Source organism: Lactivibrio alcoholicus, from assembly GCF_055390895.1.
Map to the genome: position 1 here is coordinate 1,235,188 of NZ_AP042471.1, position 21,214 is coordinate 1,256,401.

Consider the following 21,214-nt stretch of genomic DNA (forward strand, 5'->3'; position numbering starts at 1 on the left):
ATATCAGCAGATGGAGAATTTTCCATCGGAAGATTCCGAAGATGCGAGGACGGGCAATCGGCGGGAGGGACGATGCGTATGGACGAGCGGCATACTTTCTTTGAAGACGGCCGGCGATGGCTTTCCACAGGAGTTTTTTTCGATGCGAACGATGTCGGTTCCGACTTCCGGGGCGTGACGGCCGTCACGCACGAGGGCGCCAGGATCCGGATCGACGGCGGCGGCGATCTCGCGCTTTCGGACGGAAGGGCGAGACGGATCGAAAATTTCTACACCGTCGAACGGGTCGACGCGTCGGCCCTTTTGTGGCAGTCGCGAAACCCCGCATTCGGGACGCTCGCGGGAACGTTTCACGTCTACTGCGACAGCATCACGTCGGTCTTTTCGAGCGAGGACGGCGCGCTTCTCGGAATCGAGACGCTCGTGCTGCTCGAATCCGGCGACTACGTCGCGAGGGGAGCCCTTCTGAAGGACGGATCGGCCGTTTCGAAATGGGCCGTGACGCTCACGCCGGACGAATCCTGCGACGTCACCGGTTCGGGGGCTCGGACGTGATGTCTTCCGAAGATCCGCAGCTCGTCATCTCGTGCCACGCCGACACGGGGTTCCCGTCGCATCGCATGCGCTGCACGAAAGGAGGCGTCCTCATCGGCCACATGGACAACTTCGCGGGCGTCCATGCCGTGATGAACGCCTACTTCAGCGGACGGATGAACTACCCGCGAATCCGCATCGAACTGACCCACGGCGAGGAGACCGACATGGAAGGCGCCCGCGAGGTGCTCGAAACGCTCTCGCCCGGCGACATGGTCGTGGTCGTGGACGTAACCGGCGTTCCGACGAAATGCGACTTCACGATCGAAAAGTGCAGGTCGGCCGCGATGCGGTCGTTCGTCCGGACGACGCTCAAGGGCATGTCGTTCGACCTCTTCGAGAACTGCCCCGATCCGATCGCCAGCGAGGACGAATCGGACGTGTACTCCGAAAAGCTCGACACGGTCTTTTTCCTCGGAATCCCCTGCGAGGGGGGAGACTACAACGAAGGCCCGGTATCGTGCCGAGAATCGAGCGTCGAAGCCGTCGCCGAGGCGATCATCCGGCTTGCGGGGGCATTCCAGGAATACGCACGGAACGCCGTCTGACGGGGAGGGACGAATCATGGAATTCGGAACGAAGATCGCCGTCGTTGTAAGGGAGGATCTCGCGGTCTGGCAGAAGCTCAACATCACGGCGTTCGTCGCCGGGGGCGTCGCAAGCGTCGGAGAGACGGTCGGGAAGCCCTACGGAGACGCCGACGGCCGCGAATATCTGCCGATGCTCCGGCAGCCTGTCTTCGTCTATTCGGCGACGAGGGAGACGATCCGCACCGTGTACGAACGCGCCATCCGGCGCGGCGTGCGCCTCGCGATCTACACGGAGGAGCTTTTCGCGACGAGCAACGACGACGACAACCGCGCTGCGGTCCAATGCGTCGCGGGCGCGGCGCTGAACCTCGTAGGCCTTGCCGTGTACGGCGAGAAGAAGGTGGTCGAGAAGGTCGTCGACGGCCTGAAGTTCCACGAGTGATGGCGCCGTCGCCTCCGTTGCGGTAGACTGGAACGGAGGTGACGTTCATGCAGGCCGTCCTCGGGGAAAATCTCGATCGCTCTGTCGCGGCGGAAATCGACCGCACGCGGAAGATCCTCCATGTCGCCGCGTAGTCCCGGGGCATGGCCCCTCCCGGCCGGCCGTCAAGAGGGGGAAACGCGATGACGCTGCGGCCGTCGAATATCGACGAGGTGCTCTTCGAACCGAAGGACACGGAGGTATTCCGGATTCCGGATGTCAAGACGCGGCTCGCCACGCTCCAGAACTACTTCTTCCCGCGTCTTGAGTTTCTCGCCCGTTTCGCGCTGGAACGCGTCGAGCGAATCTACGGCGTGAATCCCTACGACCGAATGACGTTCATCTATCGCCCGAGCCACAGAAAGGACGCGAAGGTCAACGTCGACTTCGGAGAGGCGTACGTCGGGATCTCCGGGAAAAGGCAGTCGAAAAGACCTCTGGCGATCAAACACAGGAACGGGAAGCCGTTCGTTTTTCACCCCTCGCACCTTCTCTTTTCTGTCGACCCTGACGGGTATATTTCCGTCGACTTCCGCCCGTTTCTAGAATACGTTGATTCGGATTTTCTTTCGTCCGCGTCGATGCTTTTCCGAAAGAACGCCGACATGTTGATCCCGATGTTTGCGATACAGAACATCTCGTATCTGGGTGCGTACGACTTTGTCCCGATTGGCGAATACATGTCCTTTACTACGGAAACCAGTTCGGATATTGCGTTCTTCTCCCCGTTCTACAAACTCCCCGCCGACAAGGCGCACGGTCTGTTGAAGCTCGTCGGAGCCTTCGTCGTCCTCTACCCGCTCGTCGATTCCCTCGTCTCGCTCGGAGAGGGAAAAGAACCCCGGTTGCCGGAGATGCTGCAGAAATTCCGCGAGTGGTGGTTCTCCCCGAGGAAGCCTTCGACGCCGGACGCCGACGAACCCGCTCCCGGCGTTCCCGAGATCCCGGAACTGGACAGCTATTCGTTCATACGGGCGGGATTGTGGTGGGACGTCCTCGCGCGCGACAAGTGGACGTGCCGTTCGTGCGGCCGGTCGGCGAAAGACGGGGTCACGCTCCACGTGGACCACATCGTCCCGCGCTCGCTCGGCGGTACGGACGATCCGGACAACCTTCAAACCCTGTGCCGGAAGTGCAACATCGGCAAGAGCAACAGAGACCGCACGGACCTGCGATAATCGTTCCCGCTCTCAGGCGCGACGATGTGCGTTCGGCGATGGTCGGCGCGACCGGAGTCTTTCGCGGGAATCCCGATTGCGGTAGACTGAAAAAGATAAGGAGGAAGACCCGCGCTGCCGAAGAAGCGCTGTCGGGAAAAACCTGGGAGGAATCCGTAATGAAGCGAGTTTTCGTTCCGTCGAATGGCGTCGAGGACTGGAAGTCGTCCTCTGGAGGCGCGGCCGGCGACGGACTCGGCGATTTCGTCAGCGACAGCCTGCGGGACGAGCCGGAAGAGATGCGGCGCATCGGGGCGATGCAGGCGGAATTCGAGCTTGCCCTCCCGCTGAACGCCTGCCCGATGATCTCCATCAGATATCGCTGCCTGGCGCTTGTCGCCGCGAAGAAATTCGGCGCGGAAACGGCCCTGATGTTGATCCACTCGTTCAGCACGGCAAGCTCCGGGTTTGAGGACTTCCGGAGATTCGCCTCCCTGCCCGGACACGATCGCCAGGATCCCGCGCGTCTGTCCGAACGACCTCTACATCGGCTGGCGCCGCAGCGATCCGAAAAACGTCTGCTGAGTCGGATCCGACTGACGTGACGCCGAAACGACCGGCGCCGCAAAAGGGCCCGGACGCCGCAGCCGGGATCCTTCACGGATTTCCCCCCGTAGAATCCGGGTACGCGCGCGTTCTCGTCCTCGGGTCGATGCCGGGGGCCGCATCGCTCCGGGCGCGGCAATACTACGCCCATCCGCAGAACGCGTTCTGGAGGATCGCCGGAGAACTGTTCGGCTTCGACCCCATCGCGCCCTATGCCGTCCGCACGGCGACGCTCGCGGCCTCGGGCGTCGCGCTCTGGGACGTTCTCATGAACTGCGCGCGCACGGGAAGCATGGACGCGAACATCGAACCCGAAACGATCGTCTGCAACGACTTCGCCGCGTTCTTCGCCCGGCATCCGCTCGTCGCGCGCGTCTTCTTCAACGGGACGACCGCCGAACGTCTCTTCATGAAACACGTCCGGCCGCACCTCGCCCACGGTCCGGAACTTCGGTGCGTACGCCTCCCGTCGACAAGCCCGGCATACGCGTCCGTCCCGTACGCCGAAAAGCTCCGCGCCTGGCGCGCGATCATTCCCGAAGCGATCGGATAAGGTATACTGAGTTTTCCACCCTCGGAGACATCGGTCCTTTGGAGGACACTCATGAACATACGAATCCCCGAAACGAACAAGAAAACCTGCGTCTGTTCCACGCCGACCGATGACGGGGTGAAACTGCCGATCATCGACATCGCCAATCCCGCCTTCGCCCCCGGGCTGAGCGACGACGACCTCGTTGCGAACCTCGTCGCGATACGGAAGGGGACGCCGGACGACTTCGTCATGACCGGCTCGCTGCGGAAGACGCCCGGAAAGGGAGGCCCCGCGCCGTCATGAAGACGATCCGTGAATTCGCCTGCGAATACCGTGCTACCTGCGCCTGCGTCGTCCTCGGAGCGGCGATCTACGCCCTGTCGCTCGCGTTCGACATCGATATCTTCGAGCGACTCTTCGAACTTCTTCGGACTCACGAACACGCCGAGGCGGACGAGGCCGTCGTCGCGGGCGTTCTCGTCGCTTTCGGGGCGATCGCCGACCTGCTCCGCGCCCAAAGACGGCGAGAGCGGGAACTCGAAATCCAGCAGCAGCGGCTTCGTGTCCTGAAGGCGACGATGACGACGGTTCACGACATCGTCAACAACGCATTCAACGGACTGGTCCTCGTGCGGCTCGAAGGCGAAAGCGGCAAGCCGCTGAACAGAGAATCGCTGCGCCTCATGGATTCCATCATCCAGGAGACGTCTCGGAAGCTGAAGGAACTCGGCGACCTCGACAACACGCCCGAGAAGAAGGTCGCCGACGGAATCGTCGCGATCGACGTCGAACGCGCGTCGAAAGGAAAAAGGACGTGATATCCCCCGACGCATCCGGAAACATCGGAGTGCGATACGCACGATGAAGAAACGCCTCTATGCCCTGGGGCTGCTCGCGCTGCTCCAGTCGGATATCCCGCCGGCATTTTCGTCTGCCCCCATGAACGACTGGAAAACCCTCGACAGGGAGGCGACATCGCTCTACCGCGCGGGCGACCTCGACGCGGCGCTGCGGCGGCGAAAAAAGCCTCGACGCCGCCGAAAAGACCGTGGGAAGCGACCATCCGGACGTCGCTCTGAGCCTCAACCCTTGCGCTTCTCCATCACGGACAGGGGCGCTACGACGCGGCGGAGACAAAACGATAGCGGCATTATTCTTCCGGCGATACGCGATACGTCGCCGGATTTTTTTCTCTCCAAATTGGTCAGGATTGATTTGTATTTTCATCCCCAATTGTCCCGCACAAAATCCCAAATACGAGGTCTCTATAAACGATTCCGGGCTGTAGAATAGAAAACTGCGAAAGAACGGCGTTATTTTGATGCACACACGAAAAAGGGGGTTCGATCGATGCGATATTGTCTTCCAGTTCTTGCACTCGCGCTTGCTGTAACCGTCGCGATTTCGTCACTGTCCGGAACGGCCGACGCCTGCACGGGCGTCACGCTGAAGGCCGGCGACGGGGCCGTCCTCTACGGACGAACCAACGAATGGGGCGCGTTCGACCTGAACTCGCGCGTCCTGATCGTCCCGAGAAAGCACGCATTCATCGGCGGAACGCCCGATGGAAAACCGGGGAAACGCTGGACCGCGAAGTACGGCGTTCTCGGCATCGACATGCTCGAACGCGGCGCGCTCGCCGACGGCATGAACGAAAAGGGGCTCGCCGTCGGACTCTTCTACCTCCCCGGCTTCACGCAGTATCAGATCTACGACCCCGCGAAGGCGGCCCAAACCATCGGTCCCGCAGACCTCGTGATGTACCTCCTCACGCAGTGCGGCACGATCGACGAGGTCCGCGCCGAACTCGGAAAGATCGTCGTCGCGGCGGTTCCGGAGGCAAGCCTCGGCTTCCCGGCCCCGGTCCACCTCCTCGTCACGCAGCCGGACGGCGCAGCCATCGTCGTCGAATACCACGAGGGCGCGCTCCGGATCTACGACAACCCCCTCGGCGTCATCACGAACTCGCCGAACTTCGACTGGCATATGACGAACCTTCGGAACTACGTCAACCTCTCGCCCATCGCGTGGCCCGACAAAAAGATCCACGACCTCGACTTCGCGCCGCTCGGCGCGGGCAGCGGAATGATCGGCCTTCCGGGCGACTTCACGCCCCCGTCGCGCTTCATCCGCGCCGTGGCCTTCACGCAGACGGCCCGTCCGACCGCTGACGGCCCCGACGCCGTCTACGAAGTCTTCCGCATTCTGGATAACTTCAACGTGCCGCTTGGCTTCGCCGAAGGCTCCGACCTCAAGACCCCGGCGCGCTCCGGACTGCGAAGCTCCACGCTCTGGACCTCCGCGTGGGATACAAAAAACCTCGTGCTCTACTACCACACGCACCTCAACCGGCGGGTGCGGATGGTCGACATGAAGCGCGTGAGCTTCGCCCCGACCGACGCGGGCATCACGGCCTTCCCGCTCGACCGCGTCAGAGCCGAAGATATCGACGACGTCACGCCGAAAAAATAGCGAAACGCCCCGGCGCGACAGGATATACGACCGATAGACTCAGAAAACAGCCCGGCGGTTCGCAAAAAGAGAACCGCCGGGCTTTGTATTTCCGGACCATACCCTAAAAACGAAGAAAGCCGGCAGGGCACTGCGTTTTGAGCGTCATCGGAAGGCCAGTTTCCACACTCCCTTTTTCGTTCAAAAAGAGTGCGGGCGCTTTGATAAAAGCTGATGATACACTCCCCAAAGAGGCGAGCCGCTCCGGAATAGATGGACCATCGCGCAACGTTACCGAAACTCTTTCTCCATTTCGACGACAATCTCCGTCGGTTTTACAACGGACCTCTCTCTATAGTTTATAAACTAGAATGACGTCATGAAGACGATTCTGCAGACCGAGACGTTCCGGACTTGAGAAAGGAATCTGAAGGACAAGGTTATCAGAGCGACGATCGCGGCCCGGAGTTTCAGTCTCGCCAACGGCTTGCCCGGGGATTTTTCTGCGGTCGACGAAGGCGTCTTCGAGCTGCGTATTCACGTTGGCCCGGGGTACCGGCTCTATTACGCAAACGAAGGAAACCGGATCGTCATTCTTCTTTGCGGAAGGACGAAGAAACGACAGCAGAGCGATATCGATACTGCCGGAAAACTGTTGAAGGAACTGAAGGGAGACGAGAGACGATGACCGAACGAACGTATAAATACGACCCCGCCGAAGCGTTCGTAACGGACGCCTTCGAGACCGGGGACGCCTCATACATCGCAAGGGCTCTGGGCATCGTCGCCCGGGCCAAAGGAATACGCCGAATCGCGGAGGAAACCGGCCTTTCGAGGGAACAGCTCTACCGCTCCTTCAGCGAATGCGGGAACCCGACGCTGAAAACGACGCTTGCAGTGGCCCGGGCGCTTGGGCTCGAACTGACCGCGAGGGAGAGAAAGACATCGTCCGATTCCGTTGCCGTCTCCTGACGTCGACGCACCATTGGAATACTCCACGACACTGACGATAGTCCCGTGATCGGCGTCGGACAGCGTTCCGCATACGGCGCAAGAAATGAAAACGAAGGTAGTGCGTAAAATTCTGTGTAAACCAGTCCGGTCAGCGCGGAACCCGATTCCCGAAATATATCATAAGCTCGCCCAGAATCAGCCCCCAGTTCGGTAACGACTGTGTCCATTTCTCGGTGATTCTCATCGTCGCCAGATAGAGCATCTTCATGAGCGCGTCGTCCGATACGAACGCGCTCTTTGTCTTCGTCACCTTCCGAAGCCGCCGGTTGAAGTTCTCTATCGCGTTCGTCGTGTAGATCAACTTCCGGATCTCCGGAGAGTACCTGAACATCGGCGATACTTCATTCCAGTTGTCTCTCCAGGATTTTACGCTGATCGGGTATTTCCCTCCCCATTTCGCCTCAAGATCAGCCAGAAACGCAAGCGCCAACTCTTCAGTCGCCGCCTTGTATATCGGCTTCAAATCCCGCGTGAATTCCTTCAAGTCTTTCCAGGAAACGTACCGCGTCGAACTCCGGATCAGGTGAACAATGCACCGCTGCACTTCCGTCTCCGGGAACGCCGCGTTGATCGCTTCGACGAATCCCTTCAGTCCGTCCACCGATGCGATCAATATATCCCTGACTCCACGGCTCTTGAGTCCGTTCAGAACCGAAAGCCAGTAGGGTCGTCAACACTTTTACGGACAGAAAGTTAAGCGACAGCGACAGTGTTCCTGCGATACCACTCCTTAAGCCATTGGCTCGGACTCAGGTAACCGAGTCTCTTTTGCACCCGCTTAGTGTTGTAGAAGCCCTCGATGTATCCGAACATCGCATGCCGGGCCTCTTCCCTCGTATGGAAATGAACCCAGTGGACCGATTCTTTCTTCAGAATTGAGAAGAAGCTTTCACTCCACGAGTTGTCTCCGGGCGTCCCTACACGCGAAAAGCTCTGCCGAATGTGCCGCTTCCCCAGATATTTCATCACTTTCTCCGATGTGTACTGGCTGCCCCGATCACTATGGAAGATGCAGTCCGACGGCAGGGCACCTCCACAAAACCGGAGGTATCTTCGACCCAGCTCTGGACAACCTTCCTGAGCGTGTCGAACACGAGTTCCGCCTTCATGTGATCCGACATCCCAGCCGCAAGGATCATTCCGCTCGCTACGTCCCTTACCTGGCATAGGTACTCAAATCCCTCGTCCGTTCGGATGTAGCTGATGTCGCTCTATATCACCTGAAACGGCCTGTCGATTTCCATTCCCCTCACAAGATTCGCGTACTCCTCTCCGCGTGACGCTACGCTGTTCGTGAGCGATCGCTGCCTTCGCCTCATGTGAATCGATCCGGGGCCCTGACTTCCCATGCACTCCCGCACCTTCCGGAACGACGCCCTGTATCCACGGCTCCGAAGCATCCCGCAGATCCGGTCGGCTCTATAGACGCCACCGCTTTCTTCAAATACCAGGCGGACTCGCTCCGCATAATCCCGGACACGGCGTTCACGCTCTTCCCGGGTCTTTTTCCATTCGGAATAGCCACTCCGCGACACTCGCAAAAATCTGGCCCACTTCGATTCCGGATATTCCGGATGTGCCGCAATCAGCCGGTATCTTATTTCTGCTGCTTCGCGAAGTAGGCCGCGGCTTTTTTTTAGCATGTCCCGCTCAATTTTCAATTCCGCGTTCTCCAGGCGGAGCGCCTTGACTTCCTCTTCCAGCGTCGCGCTTCGCGTCTTGTCCCCCTGCGACGTGTACCGCTGCCTCCAGTGATACAGCATGCTATCCGATATCCCCAGATCCTCGCACAGTTCACTGATCGTCTTCGGACTAACATAACTCAGCTTCACCGCGTTCTTCTTGAATTCCTGGTCGTATTTTTTCCGGACGCCGGTCATTCGAAAGAGGCCTCCCCTCCAAAATGTTTCTCCCTTAGCTTCCTGTCCGTTATTTTAGCGGTGACCCATATCCGCTTCGCCGTATGGCGCTGCTTCTTCGGACTTTCAAGGTCCCCTTCCAGCCATTTGAATATGATCTCGTGATAGGGACCAAGCACCGGAAAAGGCTGGGTCTTTCTTGGAGAATAGCCTGTGAATTCCCCCCGAAGCACTTTCTTCACCGTGTTGCGTGAATGCCCCCGTCTCCCTGGGGCTATTTCGCTCACGTTCTTGCCGTAAACCCGCTGAGCGGTCCGTATGTATTCGTGCTGGTCCACACTGAGCATCCTTTCCCCTCCGGCTTCATCGTCGTGGTGTGCGTTCCCGCCGATGATACCCGGAGCTATGGTCAGGTGGTCAATTTTCGGCTCTCGTTCGCCTCTAAAGTGGTCAATTTTAGAGTACCAAAACCAGTCTATCCCCGCGTATGCGGGGGAACCATGGAAGGGGAGGAAAACTCGGCCGGGAACGAGGGTCTATCCCCGCGTATGCGGGGGAACCCAGTTGTGCAAAATCCTTATAATGCCATTCAAAGGTCTATCCCCGCGTATGCGGGGGAACCGCTTCGGCTACCCACCCCGCCCAGACAGCGAGGGGTCTATCCCCGCGTATGCGGGGGAACCGTGCCATCCGGGGGAGATCCTTGTATTGGCAGGGGTCTATCCCCGCGTATGCGGGGGAACCCGTATGACGCGAATACAGGGCCGTAGAGCTATGGGTCTATCCCCGCGTATGCGGGGGAACCTCATTACTGAGCCACAAGACGACGTTCCGCGTTGGTCTATCCCCGCGTATGCGGGGGAACCATGAGGCTGCTTACCGGGGTAGATAGCGCTGCGGGTCTATCCCCGCGTATGCGGGGGAACCCTGGGGACGGGGCTCAGGATAGGGACTATGTAGGGTCTATCCCCGCGTATGCGGGGGAACCTTCTGCAGCTGGATCTCCTTGCCGTACGTCGTGGGTCTATCCCCGCGTATGCGGGGGAACCGGTCATTCCGTCCTCCCCTCCGCCTTTATTGGCGGTCTATCCCCGCGTATGCGGGGGAACCCGCAGTCATGCGGTCGCCAGCCGCTTTCGGCAGGGTCTATCCCCGCGTATGCGGGGGAACCCCCCACATATACGCAATAGGACTTTTGGCTCATGGTCTATCCCCGCGTATGCGGGGGAACCGGGACTTTCGAACGAAGCGAAGACGATCGCCCGGGTCTATCCCCGCGTATGCGGGGGAACCGACGAGCGCTCCATCAAGACGACGCGCTTCGTGGGTCTATCCCCGCGTATGCGGGGGAACCAGCCTCATAGCTCGCATTTCGCCCGTTATCCGGGGTCTATCCCCGCGTATGCGGGGGAACCGAAACCACGTCCACACAGTCGTCGTGTTCCGCGGGTCTATCCCCGCGTATGCGGGGGAACCTTTCGAGCTTATGGAAGGGGTGTTTTTGCGGTGGGTCTATCCCCGCGTATGCGGGGGAACCTGTCCATACGATGGACCTCCCTATGAATATCGGGGTCTATCCCCGCGTATGCGGGGGAACCAAGGCCGTCTTAGGGGGCGAACGAATTTGAGCGGGTCTATCCCCGCGTATGCGGGGGAACCACCGTCAGGAGCTGCGCGATTCGGTCACCCTTGGGTCTATCCCCGCGTATGCGGGGGAACCTCCTGCCGCTCCGCGCAGTAGTCCAGAATCGCGGGTCTATCCCCGCGTATGCGGGGGAACCCAAACAGCTATTCGAGGACGATCTTGGAAGCAGGGTCTATCCCCGCGTATGCGGGGGAACCGACCCGGTGCAGCGGACAACGATGCTCGACACGGGTCTATCCCCGCGTATGCGGGGGAACCTGTCCGACAAGGATATGCGGGCCGTGATCGACGGGTCTATCCCCGCGTATGCGGGGGAACCGGGGCACGACATAGTGCTCGATCTCTTCGGAGGGGTCTATCCCCGCGTATGCGGGGGAACCAAGGCCGTCTTAGGGGGCGAACGAATTTGAGCGGGTCTATCCCCGCGTATGCGGGGGAACCACCGTCAGGAGCTGCGCGATTCGGTCACCCTTGGGTCTATCCCCGCGTATGCGGGGGAACCCCCTACCCGTCGCCGTCGTATCGACCTGCATGAGGTCTATCCCCGCGTATGCGGGGGAACCTACATCGGTCTTGCGACGCACAGACCGGCGGAAGGTCTATCCCCGCGTATGCGGGGGAACCAGGGTCAAGTCCCAGAAGGATTTAGCCCGGGAGGGTCTATCCCCGCGTATGCGGGGGAACCACCCCTTCGACCACCAATGAGGCGAAGGAACGCGGTCTATCCCCGCGTATGCGGGGGAACCGGGACGAAGCTGGCCCCCGCCTGCTCTTTTTCGGGTCTATCCCCGCGTATGCGGGGGAACCCCGAAGTGAGCTGCTTCTTCGCCAGGGTCGCGGGGTCTATCCCCGCGTATGCGGGGGAACCCATCCGCGTGGCCCCAAGCTCCTCTTCCAGCGGGGTCTATCCCCGCGTATGCGGGGGAACCTATTTGCCGCCCGGCTCCGGCACATGCGGGACGGGTCTATCCCCGCGTATGCGGGGGAACCGTCGTCGATATGACCGCCGGAACATCGGCCTCGGGTCTATCCCCGCGTATGCGGGGGAACCTCCTCACGGCAAGCACGCAGTATTCCATGTGGGGGTCTATCCCCGCGTATGCGGGGGAACCCGTCTTCCGCAACCGCCGCCCCCGCAGGTGCCGGGTCTATCCCCGCGTATGCGGGGGAACCCAGCGTCCTTCGCGGAGAGGCCGAGCGTACGAGGGTCTATCCCCGCGTATGCGGGGGAACCTCTTCTTTACAAATTTTTTAATCATTTTTCGCAAGATAACTTAACGCAACACCATCAGCATCGATGATATGTCTCGGGGGAAGACCGAGAGCTGACACCCCTACCCCTGTCGGTTCCGACGGATCCTTGTAGACCATCAGAATCGAACCGTCAGATACATCTGAAAACCACTTTGAAAGGACTCCCCAAACCCTTTCCCGGACGGCCTTAGTTATATTTGGCGAAACGTATACGGAGGGCGCAACCTCCAGCATACATGATGCCAGAAAACCACGAAACTTGTCCGGAACATTTCTTGTAACGACGACGATCATTTCCGTCACTCCAACAATTCTTTAATCGAATCAATCATTTTTGCGATGACTTCTTGACGTCTCAAAGTAGTCCCTGCATGCTTCCGGACATGTCGCTCTATCGAAAGCGTCGGTTGCCTGAGGAATTGTTTGGCGGCACCGAATGCCACTGGAAGCGTGAAGGTATCCCTGTACAAGTCCGCGATGTCAAGTATAAAAGAGTGCCCAGAATCCTCGTGAATGAATCCGAGTTGGGGAATCGTCCCTGTAGCGGCGACGGCAATTCCTGCCGCAGAATATGTTACGGTGACAGCATGATTGATCGCCTGGTTCGGAATATCCGCCTCATCCGGTGCGTTACGGTCGTAATCTCGCCCTTTCCACGAAATTCCGAATTTGTGCGCCGTCAAGAAGTAGATTTCGCGGGCGCGGGCGCCCTCCATTCCGCGCAAGACTGCGATATCCGCATCGGGGAAGATCTCTCCCATCCGTTTCGCATACATCGTCCGGGCGACCTTGATCCGACTGGATTCGTCGGCCCAAAGCACCGTCTGTCTTCGAGCCAGGGCGCTCCAGTCGGGCCCCATCGGCTGTGCGGAGTACATACGGGCGCCGTCTTCACCCACAGCGATCAGAGCAGTGCCATGTCTGGCGGCAAGACGCAAAACATCGTGCGTTACGGAAGTTCCCGGTCCCAACAGGATCATAGAAACGTTTTGGAAGGGGATATCGTATTCTCCCGCTTCGAGCCCTTCACATCCGGCCGTGACGAAACGCAGTGTTCCGGATGAGACGGAAAGTTCTCCCCGCCCCAGCCATAACAGACCGTGCCTGTCCGATTGTGGGATTCGGGCTGTTTCCAAACCAAGCCGGGCAATACCCATTCTTAACGTACCGCCGCGCGCAGAAAGATCGTTCCGAAACCAAACGCCTTGTGACGCCCTATCCCGTTCCTGAGTAATGATGCAAACGCCTCTGAATCAATTACCTTGAGAATTCCCTCAAAGGTGACTTCCGGACGGGTGATCTTCTTGGGTTTTCTCTGTTCGTCCCGCCGTTTGAATTCGGAGAGACGAAACCCCTTGACTTTGGTCTCCAGCAGTTCCGCTCCCTTGCCTTTGCGTATGTGTTCCTGCAACCACTTGAGGTAAACGGACTCCCTTTCGTGCTCGCCTTCAGGATTATGTTCGCAGGCGGAAAGAAAGGAGTCTCTCTCGATGATTCGCCCCTTTTCGTCCCGTTTTCTGGAAATGGGACAGCAGCGCAGGCGGAAACCGAAGATGCGCCCCACTTCCCACGATTCTGGCATATTTTTGAATCGTATCGCTTCTTGCGGGAATGTGTCCATAAGCAGTGGTTCTGCAAGAAACTCCATTTCTTTCAAAAGATCGTCGCGCGTATGATCGGAATACCCCAGAACCTTCAACGAGTTGTCGCCGTTTTGGAAAACCTCGAAAGGCTGCGGCGCCTTCTCTCCGAAAGCAAGACGCATTGCATTGTGGACAAGGTAATCTCTGTCGGAGAGTGCAAGTCGGTTGTTTCGAGCCCAATGCACAAGACTCCGGGTTCGAACCTCGATATGAACCATCGTGAAAGGCATCGTCTCACCTCCGGATGGGACCTCGCCAGACCAGACGGCTTCCGGCGTGAATATCGTTTCTCCAGTCCCGTATGTCCTGACGCTCGATCATCATTTCTCCGCTCTCTTCTTGATGTAAAGAAACCGGCCACTCTCCCTGCGAGCACTCGGTATCGTTCTGGAAAGGGAGCATATTGAGAGCAGACAGGACCGAAGGCGCCTCAATGATGCCGCGAAAGAGCGACGAATACGGAATGCAGCAATACCGTCCGATGAACAGGACACGAAACGGGTACTGCAAGGCATGAGCAACGGCATCAACGGAGGGGGACTCGTCCGACTCCGGTGTTCGAAAGCCGACGACCGTAGAGACAACGCTGTCCGCAAGATAGTGTTTGTATCGCAGGGCAGGACCGGAATACGTCCCCTCCCCGCCCGCCCTGACATCCGGACCGAATCCGTCGGAACGCCACATCATATTTTTCTTGCCAAGCTCCGCCGTCTGGAAGTCCATAATACGGTCGCCGGGTTGGTCAATTCTGCTTCCCATCACAATGCTTTCCTGCAAACGTTGAAGACGTTCTTTCTCTCCGCTTTCGTATCCGAGCGCATTGGCGATCAGTCCGGTAACCATGGAACATGCGGGAAATATGTCCGTCGACCGGACCTCGCCGACCGCCGGCCCGCCAAAGGCAAGAAAACCGTCGAAGCCAATGACGATGAATCGCATCGTCGCTACCCGCAGATTCCTGACTCGATCGCTTTCCGGACAGATTCGGCCAATCCCGACAACGCTATTCTTCCCGAAAACGGAGCTTCACGAACACACGCCACGAGGCGAGTTTCGTGTAATCCATACATAGCGTCCATTCCGTCAAGATACGACTTCAACTTACCGAGAGTTTTTTCCAGAAGGCCGCCTTGCCCGAGTTCGACGGGTTCGGAAAAGGCGTTCGCCAGGCTTCTGGGCTGTCGTTCTCCCATCTCAACGAGGACAAGATCCGCGTATGCGAACGGCGCCGTTGCGCCGAACTTCGCTCCCGGCGTCACCGTCGCAAAAAGATGGATGAGATGTTCCACGGCTTTTCCGGCAACACTGCGATCCACGTCCTTGTTGAGCCATTTCTCCGGATGCGCCTCTCCCAGATTGCTTACAAGCTGAGGAACGTCGACGACGGCGTAGTTATAGAAAAGACCGCTGGTAAGTTCCGAAGCGTTGATATGTCCCGCGCCTCTGGGGTCAAGGTCATCAACGGCCGTGAAATAGTCCGTCTCGAATGTTTCCTCGTGAACGGTGAAGGAATGGGCGACATGAACGGCGGAAGAGACGCGTGCTTCGATATCGCCGCTGACAAACCTTCCGAACATGGCTGCATCGATCCCGGCGCCGCATTTGAGCGCAAGGAAGTCTTTCTCGTGTTTCTTCAGAAATTTATCGCTGTTCGCCTTTGCGGACTTTACATCCCCCGAGACGGAACAGATTTCTCTGGCCTTCTCCGTGAGAAAACTGATTTCCGGCTCTCCGAGCACGATGACTTCCGAGCGATCCAAAGGATCCGCGTTCTTCTTGTCGGCGCCGTCGTTCCCATCTCCAGATTTGTCTTTCCCCTCGTATAAATCGCTTTGAAACGCCTTGAGAACCTCATTCACGATTTCTTTGGGGAACTCATTTTCCAGGGTTGACGCTATCCGGAGGCTGAAAAGCTTGCGGGACCGGACGGACAGGCTCAGTTCGTCCGATATCTTGTCCAAGCCGTAAATATCGTCGCACGTTTTCAGATGTCGTTTCCGGCATTGGGAACTGACTCGCGTGCGGGTGCATCCGCCGAACGGGATGCGTTTCGCAAGACCGCTGTCGTCGCGGTTGAGCAATACCGACGGATAGCTCGTGAGCGTAGAGATTTGTACGAAACGGGGAGAAACGGACATTATTTCTGCGCCTCCTTTTTATGTGCTGCGATCGCGCGGACATACTCTTTCGCGACTTTTCTTCTCGCGTTTTCGGCTTTCTCTCGGGCAAAAAGCAGCCAGGTCAACGACGTCCAGTCGATGGGAGTGCTTTTCGACGCACACAGCCGCGCAAGAAGACGTATTTGATCAACCAGGTTTTCGCCCTTGCTGCGCAGAAAGTGCATTATCCGCTCTTGCGGAAAGGTCGAAAAAACCGCGCCGACCGAATGAATCTGAGCTGGGGAGTGAATATTCGGCGCCATGATGGCCATTCCGTTCACGATGACGGCCCATTCTTTCTCGCGACTGTCGCCCAATCGCAACTCGTCCGGAACGTAATCGCTGAGAAGCCGCCAGAAAGCCAGAGGATACGATGTTGTTTTCATGCGCCGGAGTTCCGCGAGGTCGCCCCTGGGAAAATGCGGGCTTCCCAATACTCCGGCAAGCGTCGCGACGGTTGAATTCAGATCGTGGTCTTCATCCATGAGGATACGCTCTCCTTCCTTCATTTCGCAGATAGGGGCAAATGCTTGTTCATGGCGTTGTGGATGAAGTTTTCGGCGCCAGCGGCGGAGAGGAATCCGGTGACTTCGGAGTGCAGCCATCCGTGCATCGCCTCGTTGAAAATGTTCCCCGCGCATTCCCGAAGGTATCTGATCCATGGGTCGTACCGTTCGATCCCGTCGTTTTCCTGTCCCGGTTCGGGGAGGGCGTCCCAGAGATAGTCGAAAAAACGGTCGGAAATTGAGTCGTCCATCTTTTGCGTCGTCGCCGAGGCTAGCGGGTGCTGTTTTCTTTTTTTCTTTCCGCCGCTTTGCCCGGTGTCCCCTGAGAAAAGTATTGACAGGGCCGGATAGAGGACTTTGGTTTTCGCCGTTTTGGCGAGGGTGATCATTGTCGTCAGCGATCGTTCGGTCGATTCGTCCGGCGTGGACAGAAGGCCCGTCTTTTTCGCGGGAACCGGAATGACCCGTTCACAGTATTCATCCGTGCTGCATTGCCCCCTGACCAGTTCGCAAAACCGTATATAAACCGGCGATCTGTCGTAACTCCTGACGATTTGAGCGGGGGACGGTTTGTAGGCTGACCGGTCGAGGATGATTCTCGCCATGTTTTCCCACGTGGGCTTGCTGTTGAATGCGTTGGGGCCGTCTCTGACGATCGGAATCCACGGATCGTCCACGACGCCGTTCAATGCGCTGCCGCTGACCCTTCCGCCTTTCGATGTTCCGGCGCGCGCGATTACAGCGCCACCATCCGATGCGAGGCGAACCCTTCGGCAGACTTCCAGAAAGTACGGATGTAATGTCTCCGGCGAAACGGACTCTCTTCCGTCCCAGGGAAGAAGCCACAACAAGCGATGGCCCGTCTCGATGTCCCAAGGAATTTCCGATTCAGAGGCGATCGTGTCCAACGTATCCAGAAGCATCCGGCAATCCCGCCCCCATTGGTCCCCCCAATGGAGCGACGGAATGATCCCTACGCTTGGTCGCGTCCCGTAACCGCTGTACTGTCGAATTCCGCCGTAATTCCACGCTCCTCCAAATGCCGCCTGCCCCTGCAACGATACAAGGGCATAGATCCAGTGATCCGGCTCATACGTTGTTATCCGACTGGTTTTCTCGTCGAAATTCTTGGACGTCACGATGACATCCAAATCGTCCGGAGTCCTTTTGATCGATTTCAGCGCCTCTATTCCGTCCGGAATCGGCGGCTGCATGAATGCGGGCTTGCTCGCATCTTCGACCACAAGGCACCATGCTTCGACTCTCGGGGCAAGAGTCCAAAGCATATCGCGCCATTCGGATTCGTCGTAGAGGCCGGGAAGCTGACTGTAAGGCTTCCGGCTGTTCCCCCCCGGAAGCTCCTTCTGCGCATCTGAAAGAGCCAGAGCGGACATCTGGCACAGGAATGCATGCCACGGATGACGTTGATGCGGACGCAGGTGCGTGAATGCTTCGATGTCGTTCTTTCCGAGGTTCGCGAGAACCCCAGGCAATGTGAGTTTTTCCAAACGACCGTTCAAATATCGAACCTCTGTGCAAGGATCGTCCAGAAGCGATAATCGCACTGCACCACCCCCTTCGAGTCTGTACCGGTCAACCGGAATCGTTTGAAAGACACAAAAACGTTGCGCCGTTCGTTTCTGAAAAACGTCTATTCATCTCAGGCCGTGCGATCCCTCCCTTTTGGGCGCATGCAGTCCGGGGCGAAAAAAGGCCGGTGTAGCGTCAAGATCGGCCTCGATAAGAAGCCCGAATACGCCCGATCGATTTGTTTTACAACGTGGTTTTTATAAACTAGTCTATATAGGCTTCTATATCAAGTCCTTGGAGAAAATGAAAGCGTCTTGGTATTTTTCACCGACGATTCTTTTCGAAAAACGCAAGCACCTTATGTTCGTAGAATGAGTCCATACCGGCCATACCTGAACGATTTGCCGAAGGCTTCGAAATCGAACCCGTCATCGATCTTCGTTACGTGTTCGATGACCTCTGGTTCCACGGCGCCAGTTTCTCTCACCATCCACCCCGGAATGACCATTTTCTCCACCGGAAGAAAAAACGGACCGACCGGTGTTTCCGGAAATGCGACCACTCGATCATCCAACCCCAGTCGGGTGACGATCTTGCCCTCATCAGCGATGCCAACGGATTCGGCGCTATATGGCTCGTTCCACTTGATAGTCTCAAGCGCCGCAACGGATTTCTTGGCGTATTTTTTCCCAGTGACTCTTTGCGACAGCGACTCCCATTCAGGCCCGAGACTGCATGCGAGAGATTTGAGGGCATCCGGATGTGTCGACTTCTCGACGAAGGCGCGGTTCATCCCGGGGATTTCGATAATTCCCTTTCCCTGTACGATCTCTTCGAGCATCATCCACGTTGCCGCGATGGTTCTCTGATCCTCGTACGCCCTTTCGTCGCCGAACTGATGGCGTTTCGCCTCTTTCGAAAGGAGCCACTCGTACCCCCCATCGGGGATGAGGACGTAACACTGCGGTTTCGGGAAGGCTTCGGGACGGATTCGTTCGTGGCGGAACAGACGACCGATACGTTGCAGCAGGACATCCGCGGGACAGAGGTCGGTAATCAGAAAGTCGAAATCGACATCGAGAGATTGTTCGAGCGTCTGCGTGGCGACGAGTACGCACGGATGTCGTTCCGTTCCTGATTTTCCAAAGACCGCTTCTACCTTGTTATCAAGGAGGCGTCTGTCATCGGGAGCATAACGGGCATGGTGCGGCGCCGGTTTGTCCTGTGCCGAGAAAAGAAGTGAACTGTCGCCGTTACACAACTTCTCGAGTTCAATCTGTGTCTCGACAGCGGATCTGACGGAATTCCGGAGCACGAGGACACACGCTCCCCTTTTCGCCGCCTCGATAGCCCGGGATGCGACATCTGCGGGAGCAGAGATCGATCGCACAAGTTCGATACGCACGTTTTTCCGGGCTTCCGATTGAACCGAAATCGCCGGGACAAGAGGTGAAATAAGCGGATACGGCGTTGCAAGACACTGATCCAGCGAAGGAATCGCACTTCCGCAACCCGTCTTTCGTGTTTTGAAAATGTTCAGATATCGATTCCGCACAACGCCGCCGAGAGTAGCGGACATCATGAGAATGTGGCCGCCGCACTCCGCGAACAGGGCGACGAGTGATTCTGTGAGTCTGGTCATGAAGTGGTCGCTCGCATGCACCTCATCGATAACAAGGAGCGACCGGGAAAGAGCGGCCGCCCGGAGATGCGCGTGAGGAACCCGCAGGGTTGCGAGAAGCGCCTGGTCAATTGTGCCGACGGCGCATGGGGCGCAGAGAAAGCGTTTCGGATGTTCGCTTGCCCAATTTTTCCGGGGATCTTTTTCATCGGGCCAAAGCACTTCCGTGTCGGAGAGTCGTATACCTTCGATGGCGTCGACGGAGAGATATCCGGGAACCGCAAGAACCGTTGGGAAAACCCCCGGTCCGAATAGATCGGCGAGGTATGCGGATACTCGCTTTTGAAGTTGTGTCGCCGCAAAGCGCAGGGGGTTGGCGAAGTACATGGAATCCACCAACCCTTCCGCAAAAAGACGAGTGAAGTGTCGAACGGCGCATTCCGTCTTGCCGCTTCCCGTTTCGGCTTCTACGATGACAATGCTTCCGTTGCGTGATGTCTCGATCGTATCGATTACCGACTGGACCGGGCGAGGCGGAAAATGAAACTGGTCGTTGAATGCCTTCGGGAGGCTGAACGATGCTCGAATCGATCCAACGTCGACTCCTATGGTTCGAAGGGCCAATTCGGCCTGTCTTCGCGCGCGCGGCATAAAGGACTCCGGAGAATCGGATGAAGCCGCAAATGGGAAGAATCTTTCGTCCGAGCCGATCCAATCCGCCATCATCAAAAGCCCCGCAAAGAGATGCTGTGCAATCGGCGACTCGGGCAGGGGGGATACATCCTGTTTGAAGGCGGGCGGAAACCACTGCTTTATGTGGTTTGAAATCTCCCGAAGTCCGTCGAACGATGAAAAGCCGGAAGGCAATTTCGCCTCCCACATATTTGCACATTGCCGGGCTTTAGTTTCATTGAATTTGGCTTCGTCAAGAATTTGTGGATACCTCCCGTGATGCCCGAAAACACATAGCAGATAATCGGAACACGGATCCCCCCATTCCTTCAGAAAAGGAAATATCTCCAGGAATTTTTTCAGAAATTTCGAATCGCGGATAGCTCCCAACGGCTCGATATGGCCGTTAGTTATCCCTCCCGGTCTGTTCTTTGCCTGGAAACCAGCGGTTGTTTTGCCTATGTCGTGGAGTGCTCCAAGAACGCATAATCTGGCGATCAGTCCGGCATCGAGATCTCTTTGCATGGATTCTTCAAAAACCTTTTTATACGAAGGGAGCCCAAGCAACGCTTCAAGAACCGCCGCGACATCCGCCGAATGGGCGAGAAGAGGGTGCGTTCTCGCAGGATCCTTGCGGTCGGACTTTCCCCAAAATCCAGAAACGGGGTCGGAAATGCTCATGTAATGAACCCTCCTCCAGTCTTAAAATGGTTCCTCTTCAATGTCGCATGTTTTTCAGGAAAATATATGATGTATACCTGTCACTTCAAAAACTGTATCAACCATACATTAAAAATGCAAACAGGTATTTGGAAATAATTTGCTTATGTGCGTAGGGGAAAAACGCAGCGATGTTTACACAAATCAGCGTATCTCGGCGGAAGATCCAGCGGCAAACGCGCATGAGGACTCACAAAAACACTCTCCTGTCTCTGTCGGGAACGGCGCACAAGGGCG

At 57.6% G+C, this 21,214-nt stretch carries 24 protein-coding genes, 1 pseudogene and 1 CRISPR repeat array; of the genes and pseudogenes, 12 read left to right on the forward strand and 13 right to left on the reverse strand.

The annotated features are described in order from the left end of the window. Positions 1-78: 78 nt before the first annotated feature. The 12 genes from ACZ5IU_RS05855 (at position 79) to ACZ5IU_RS05910 (ending at position 7,326) form a co-directional block, all read left to right on the forward strand. Positions 79-555: a hypothetical protein gene (locus tag ACZ5IU_RS05855; RefSeq protein ID WP_464421258.1), complete on the forward strand. Its 477-nt coding sequence runs from the start codon at positions 79-81 to the stop codon at positions 553-555. Further along, complete coding sequence (locus tag ACZ5IU_RS05860) at positions 552-1,142, forward strand: hypothetical protein (RefSeq protein WP_464421259.1); 591 nt, start codon at positions 552-554, stop codon at positions 1,140-1,142. Before ACZ5IU_RS05855 ends, ACZ5IU_RS05860 begins: the two co-directional genes overlap by 4 nt. Positions 1,143-1,158: 16 nt before the next feature. After that, positions 1,159-1,566 (forward strand): DUF2000 family protein, encoded by a 408-nt coding sequence (locus ACZ5IU_RS05865; protein ID WP_464421260.1) that lies wholly within the window; start codon positions 1,159-1,161, stop codon positions 1,564-1,566. Between the two features lie 182 nt (positions 1,567-1,748). Further along, positions 1,749-2,783 carry an HNH endonuclease gene (locus tag ACZ5IU_RS05870; protein WP_464421261.1) on the forward strand — a complete coding sequence of 345 codons (1,035 nt, stop codon included), beginning with the start codon at positions 1,749-1,751 and terminating at the stop codon, positions 2,781-2,783. A 158-nt stretch (positions 2,784-2,941) separates the two neighbouring features. Then, positions 2,942-3,367, forward strand: coding sequence for a DUF6946 family protein (locus tag ACZ5IU_RS05875; protein WP_464421262.1), 426 nt, complete (start codon positions 2,942-2,944; stop codon positions 3,365-3,367). Then, positions 3,364-3,921, forward strand: coding sequence for a DNA-deoxyinosine glycosylase (locus ACZ5IU_RS05880; protein WP_464421263.1), 558 nt, complete (start codon positions 3,364-3,366; stop codon positions 3,919-3,921). Before ACZ5IU_RS05875 ends, ACZ5IU_RS05880 begins: the two co-directional genes overlap by 4 nt. A 51-nt stretch (positions 3,922-3,972) precedes the next feature. Next, entirely contained in the window at positions 3,973-4,206 is a 234-nt protein-coding gene (locus ACZ5IU_RS05885) for a hypothetical protein (RefSeq protein WP_464421264.1), read from the forward strand. Then, on the forward strand, positions 4,203-4,721 hold the full coding sequence (locus tag ACZ5IU_RS05890; protein ID WP_464421265.1) for a hypothetical protein: 519 nt from the start codon (positions 4,203-4,205) through the stop codon (positions 4,719-4,721). Before ACZ5IU_RS05885 ends, ACZ5IU_RS05890 begins: the two co-directional genes overlap by 4 nt. A 43-nt stretch (positions 4,722-4,764) precedes the next feature. Then, a complete protein-coding gene (locus ACZ5IU_RS05895) occupies positions 4,765-5,196 on the forward strand; it encodes a hypothetical protein (RefSeq protein ID WP_464421266.1) in 432 nt (143 codons plus the stop codon). Between the two features lie 57 nt (positions 5,197-5,253). Next, positions 5,254-6,375, forward strand: coding sequence for a linear amide C-N hydrolase (locus ACZ5IU_RS05900; protein ID WP_464421267.1), 1,122 nt, complete (start codon positions 5,254-5,256; stop codon positions 6,373-6,375). A gap of 433 nt (positions 6,376-6,808) precedes the next feature. Further along, a complete protein-coding gene (locus tag ACZ5IU_RS05905; protein WP_464421825.1) occupies positions 6,809-7,042 on the forward strand; it encodes a type II toxin-antitoxin system RelE/ParE family toxin in 234 nt (77 codons plus the stop codon). Then, on the forward strand, positions 7,039-7,326 hold the full coding sequence (locus ACZ5IU_RS05910) for an addiction module antidote protein (RefSeq protein WP_464421268.1): 288 nt from the start codon (positions 7,039-7,041) through the stop codon (positions 7,324-7,326). The genes ACZ5IU_RS05905 and ACZ5IU_RS05910 overlap by 4 nt, the downstream gene beginning before the upstream one ends. A gap of 130 nt (positions 7,327-7,456) precedes the next feature. Here ACZ5IU_RS05910 and ACZ5IU_RS05915 read toward each other — a convergent pair. From ACZ5IU_RS05915 to cas3, 13 genes and pseudogenes are all read right to left on the reverse strand, one after another. Beyond that, a pseudogene (locus ACZ5IU_RS05915) lies at positions 7,457-8,032 on the reverse strand (IS256 family transposase); the annotation flags it as partial. A gap of 29 nt (positions 8,033-8,061) precedes the next feature. Beyond that, positions 8,062-8,334: an IS3 family transposase gene (locus tag ACZ5IU_RS05920; protein ID WP_464421269.1), complete on the reverse strand. Its 273-nt coding sequence runs from the start codon at positions 8,332-8,334 to the stop codon at positions 8,062-8,064. Continuing rightward, a complete protein-coding gene (locus ACZ5IU_RS05925; protein WP_464421270.1) occupies positions 8,334-8,477 on the reverse strand; it encodes a hypothetical protein in 144 nt (47 codons plus the stop codon). Before ACZ5IU_RS05925 ends, ACZ5IU_RS05920 begins: the two co-directional genes overlap by 1 nt. 102 nt (positions 8,478-8,579) lie before the next feature. Further along, a complete protein-coding gene (locus ACZ5IU_RS05930; RefSeq protein ID WP_464421271.1) occupies positions 8,580-9,248 on the reverse strand; it encodes a transposase in 669 nt (222 codons plus the stop codon). Then, the gene (locus ACZ5IU_RS05935; protein ID WP_464421272.1) at positions 9,245-9,574 is read right to left on the reverse strand and encodes a hypothetical protein; all 330 of its coding nucleotides are present in this window, start codon (positions 9,572-9,574) and stop codon (positions 9,245-9,247) included. The genes ACZ5IU_RS05930 and ACZ5IU_RS05935 overlap by 4 nt, the downstream gene beginning before the upstream one ends. 124 nt (positions 9,575-9,698) lie before the next feature. Further along, positions 9,699-12,106: direct repeats of the CRISPR family, unit length 29 nt; unit sequence GGGTCTATCCCCGCGTATGCGGGGGAACC. A 17-nt stretch (positions 12,107-12,123) separates the two neighbouring features. Next, entirely contained in the window at positions 12,124-12,420 is a 297-nt protein-coding gene (gene cas2e, locus ACZ5IU_RS05940; RefSeq protein ID WP_464421273.1) for a type I-E CRISPR-associated endoribonuclease Cas2e, read from the reverse strand. A 5-nt stretch (positions 12,421-12,425) separates the two neighbouring features. Continuing rightward, positions 12,426-13,283, reverse strand: coding sequence for a type I-E CRISPR-associated endonuclease Cas1e (cas1e, locus tag ACZ5IU_RS05945; RefSeq protein WP_464421274.1), 858 nt, complete (start codon positions 13,281-13,283; stop codon positions 12,426-12,428). Positions 13,284-13,285: 2 nt separating this feature from the next. Further along, the gene (cas6e, locus tag ACZ5IU_RS05950; RefSeq protein ID WP_464421275.1) at positions 13,286-13,999 is read right to left on the reverse strand and encodes a type I-E CRISPR-associated protein Cas6/Cse3/CasE; all 714 of its coding nucleotides are present in this window, start codon (positions 13,997-13,999) and stop codon (positions 13,286-13,288) included. A gap of 4 nt (positions 14,000-14,003) precedes the next feature. Beyond that, a complete protein-coding gene (gene cas5e / locus ACZ5IU_RS05955) occupies positions 14,004-14,708 on the reverse strand; it encodes a type I-E CRISPR-associated protein Cas5/CasD (protein WP_464421276.1) in 705 nt (234 codons plus the stop codon). A gap of 5 nt (positions 14,709-14,713) precedes the next feature. Beyond that, positions 14,714-15,907 (reverse strand): type I-E CRISPR-associated protein Cas7/Cse4/CasC, encoded by a 1,194-nt coding sequence (gene cas7e, locus ACZ5IU_RS05960; RefSeq protein ID WP_464421277.1) that lies wholly within the window; start codon positions 15,905-15,907, stop codon positions 14,714-14,716. Next, on the reverse strand, positions 15,907-16,533 hold the full coding sequence (gene casB / locus ACZ5IU_RS05965; RefSeq protein ID WP_464421278.1) for a type I-E CRISPR-associated protein Cse2/CasB: 627 nt from the start codon (positions 16,531-16,533) through the stop codon (positions 15,907-15,909). Before casB ends, cas7e begins: the two co-directional genes overlap by 1 nt. Further along, the gene (locus tag ACZ5IU_RS05970; RefSeq protein WP_464421279.1) at positions 16,434-17,954 is read right to left on the reverse strand and encodes a hypothetical protein; all 1,521 of its coding nucleotides are present in this window, start codon (positions 17,952-17,954) and stop codon (positions 16,434-16,436) included. The genes casB and ACZ5IU_RS05970 overlap by 100 nt, the downstream gene beginning before the upstream one ends. Before the next feature lie 368 nt (positions 17,955-18,322). Further along, positions 18,323-20,938, reverse strand: coding sequence for a CRISPR-associated helicase Cas3' (gene cas3 / locus ACZ5IU_RS05975; protein ID WP_464421280.1), 2,616 nt, complete (start codon positions 20,936-20,938; stop codon positions 18,323-18,325). Between the last annotated feature and the right edge of the window lie 276 nt (positions 20,939-21,214).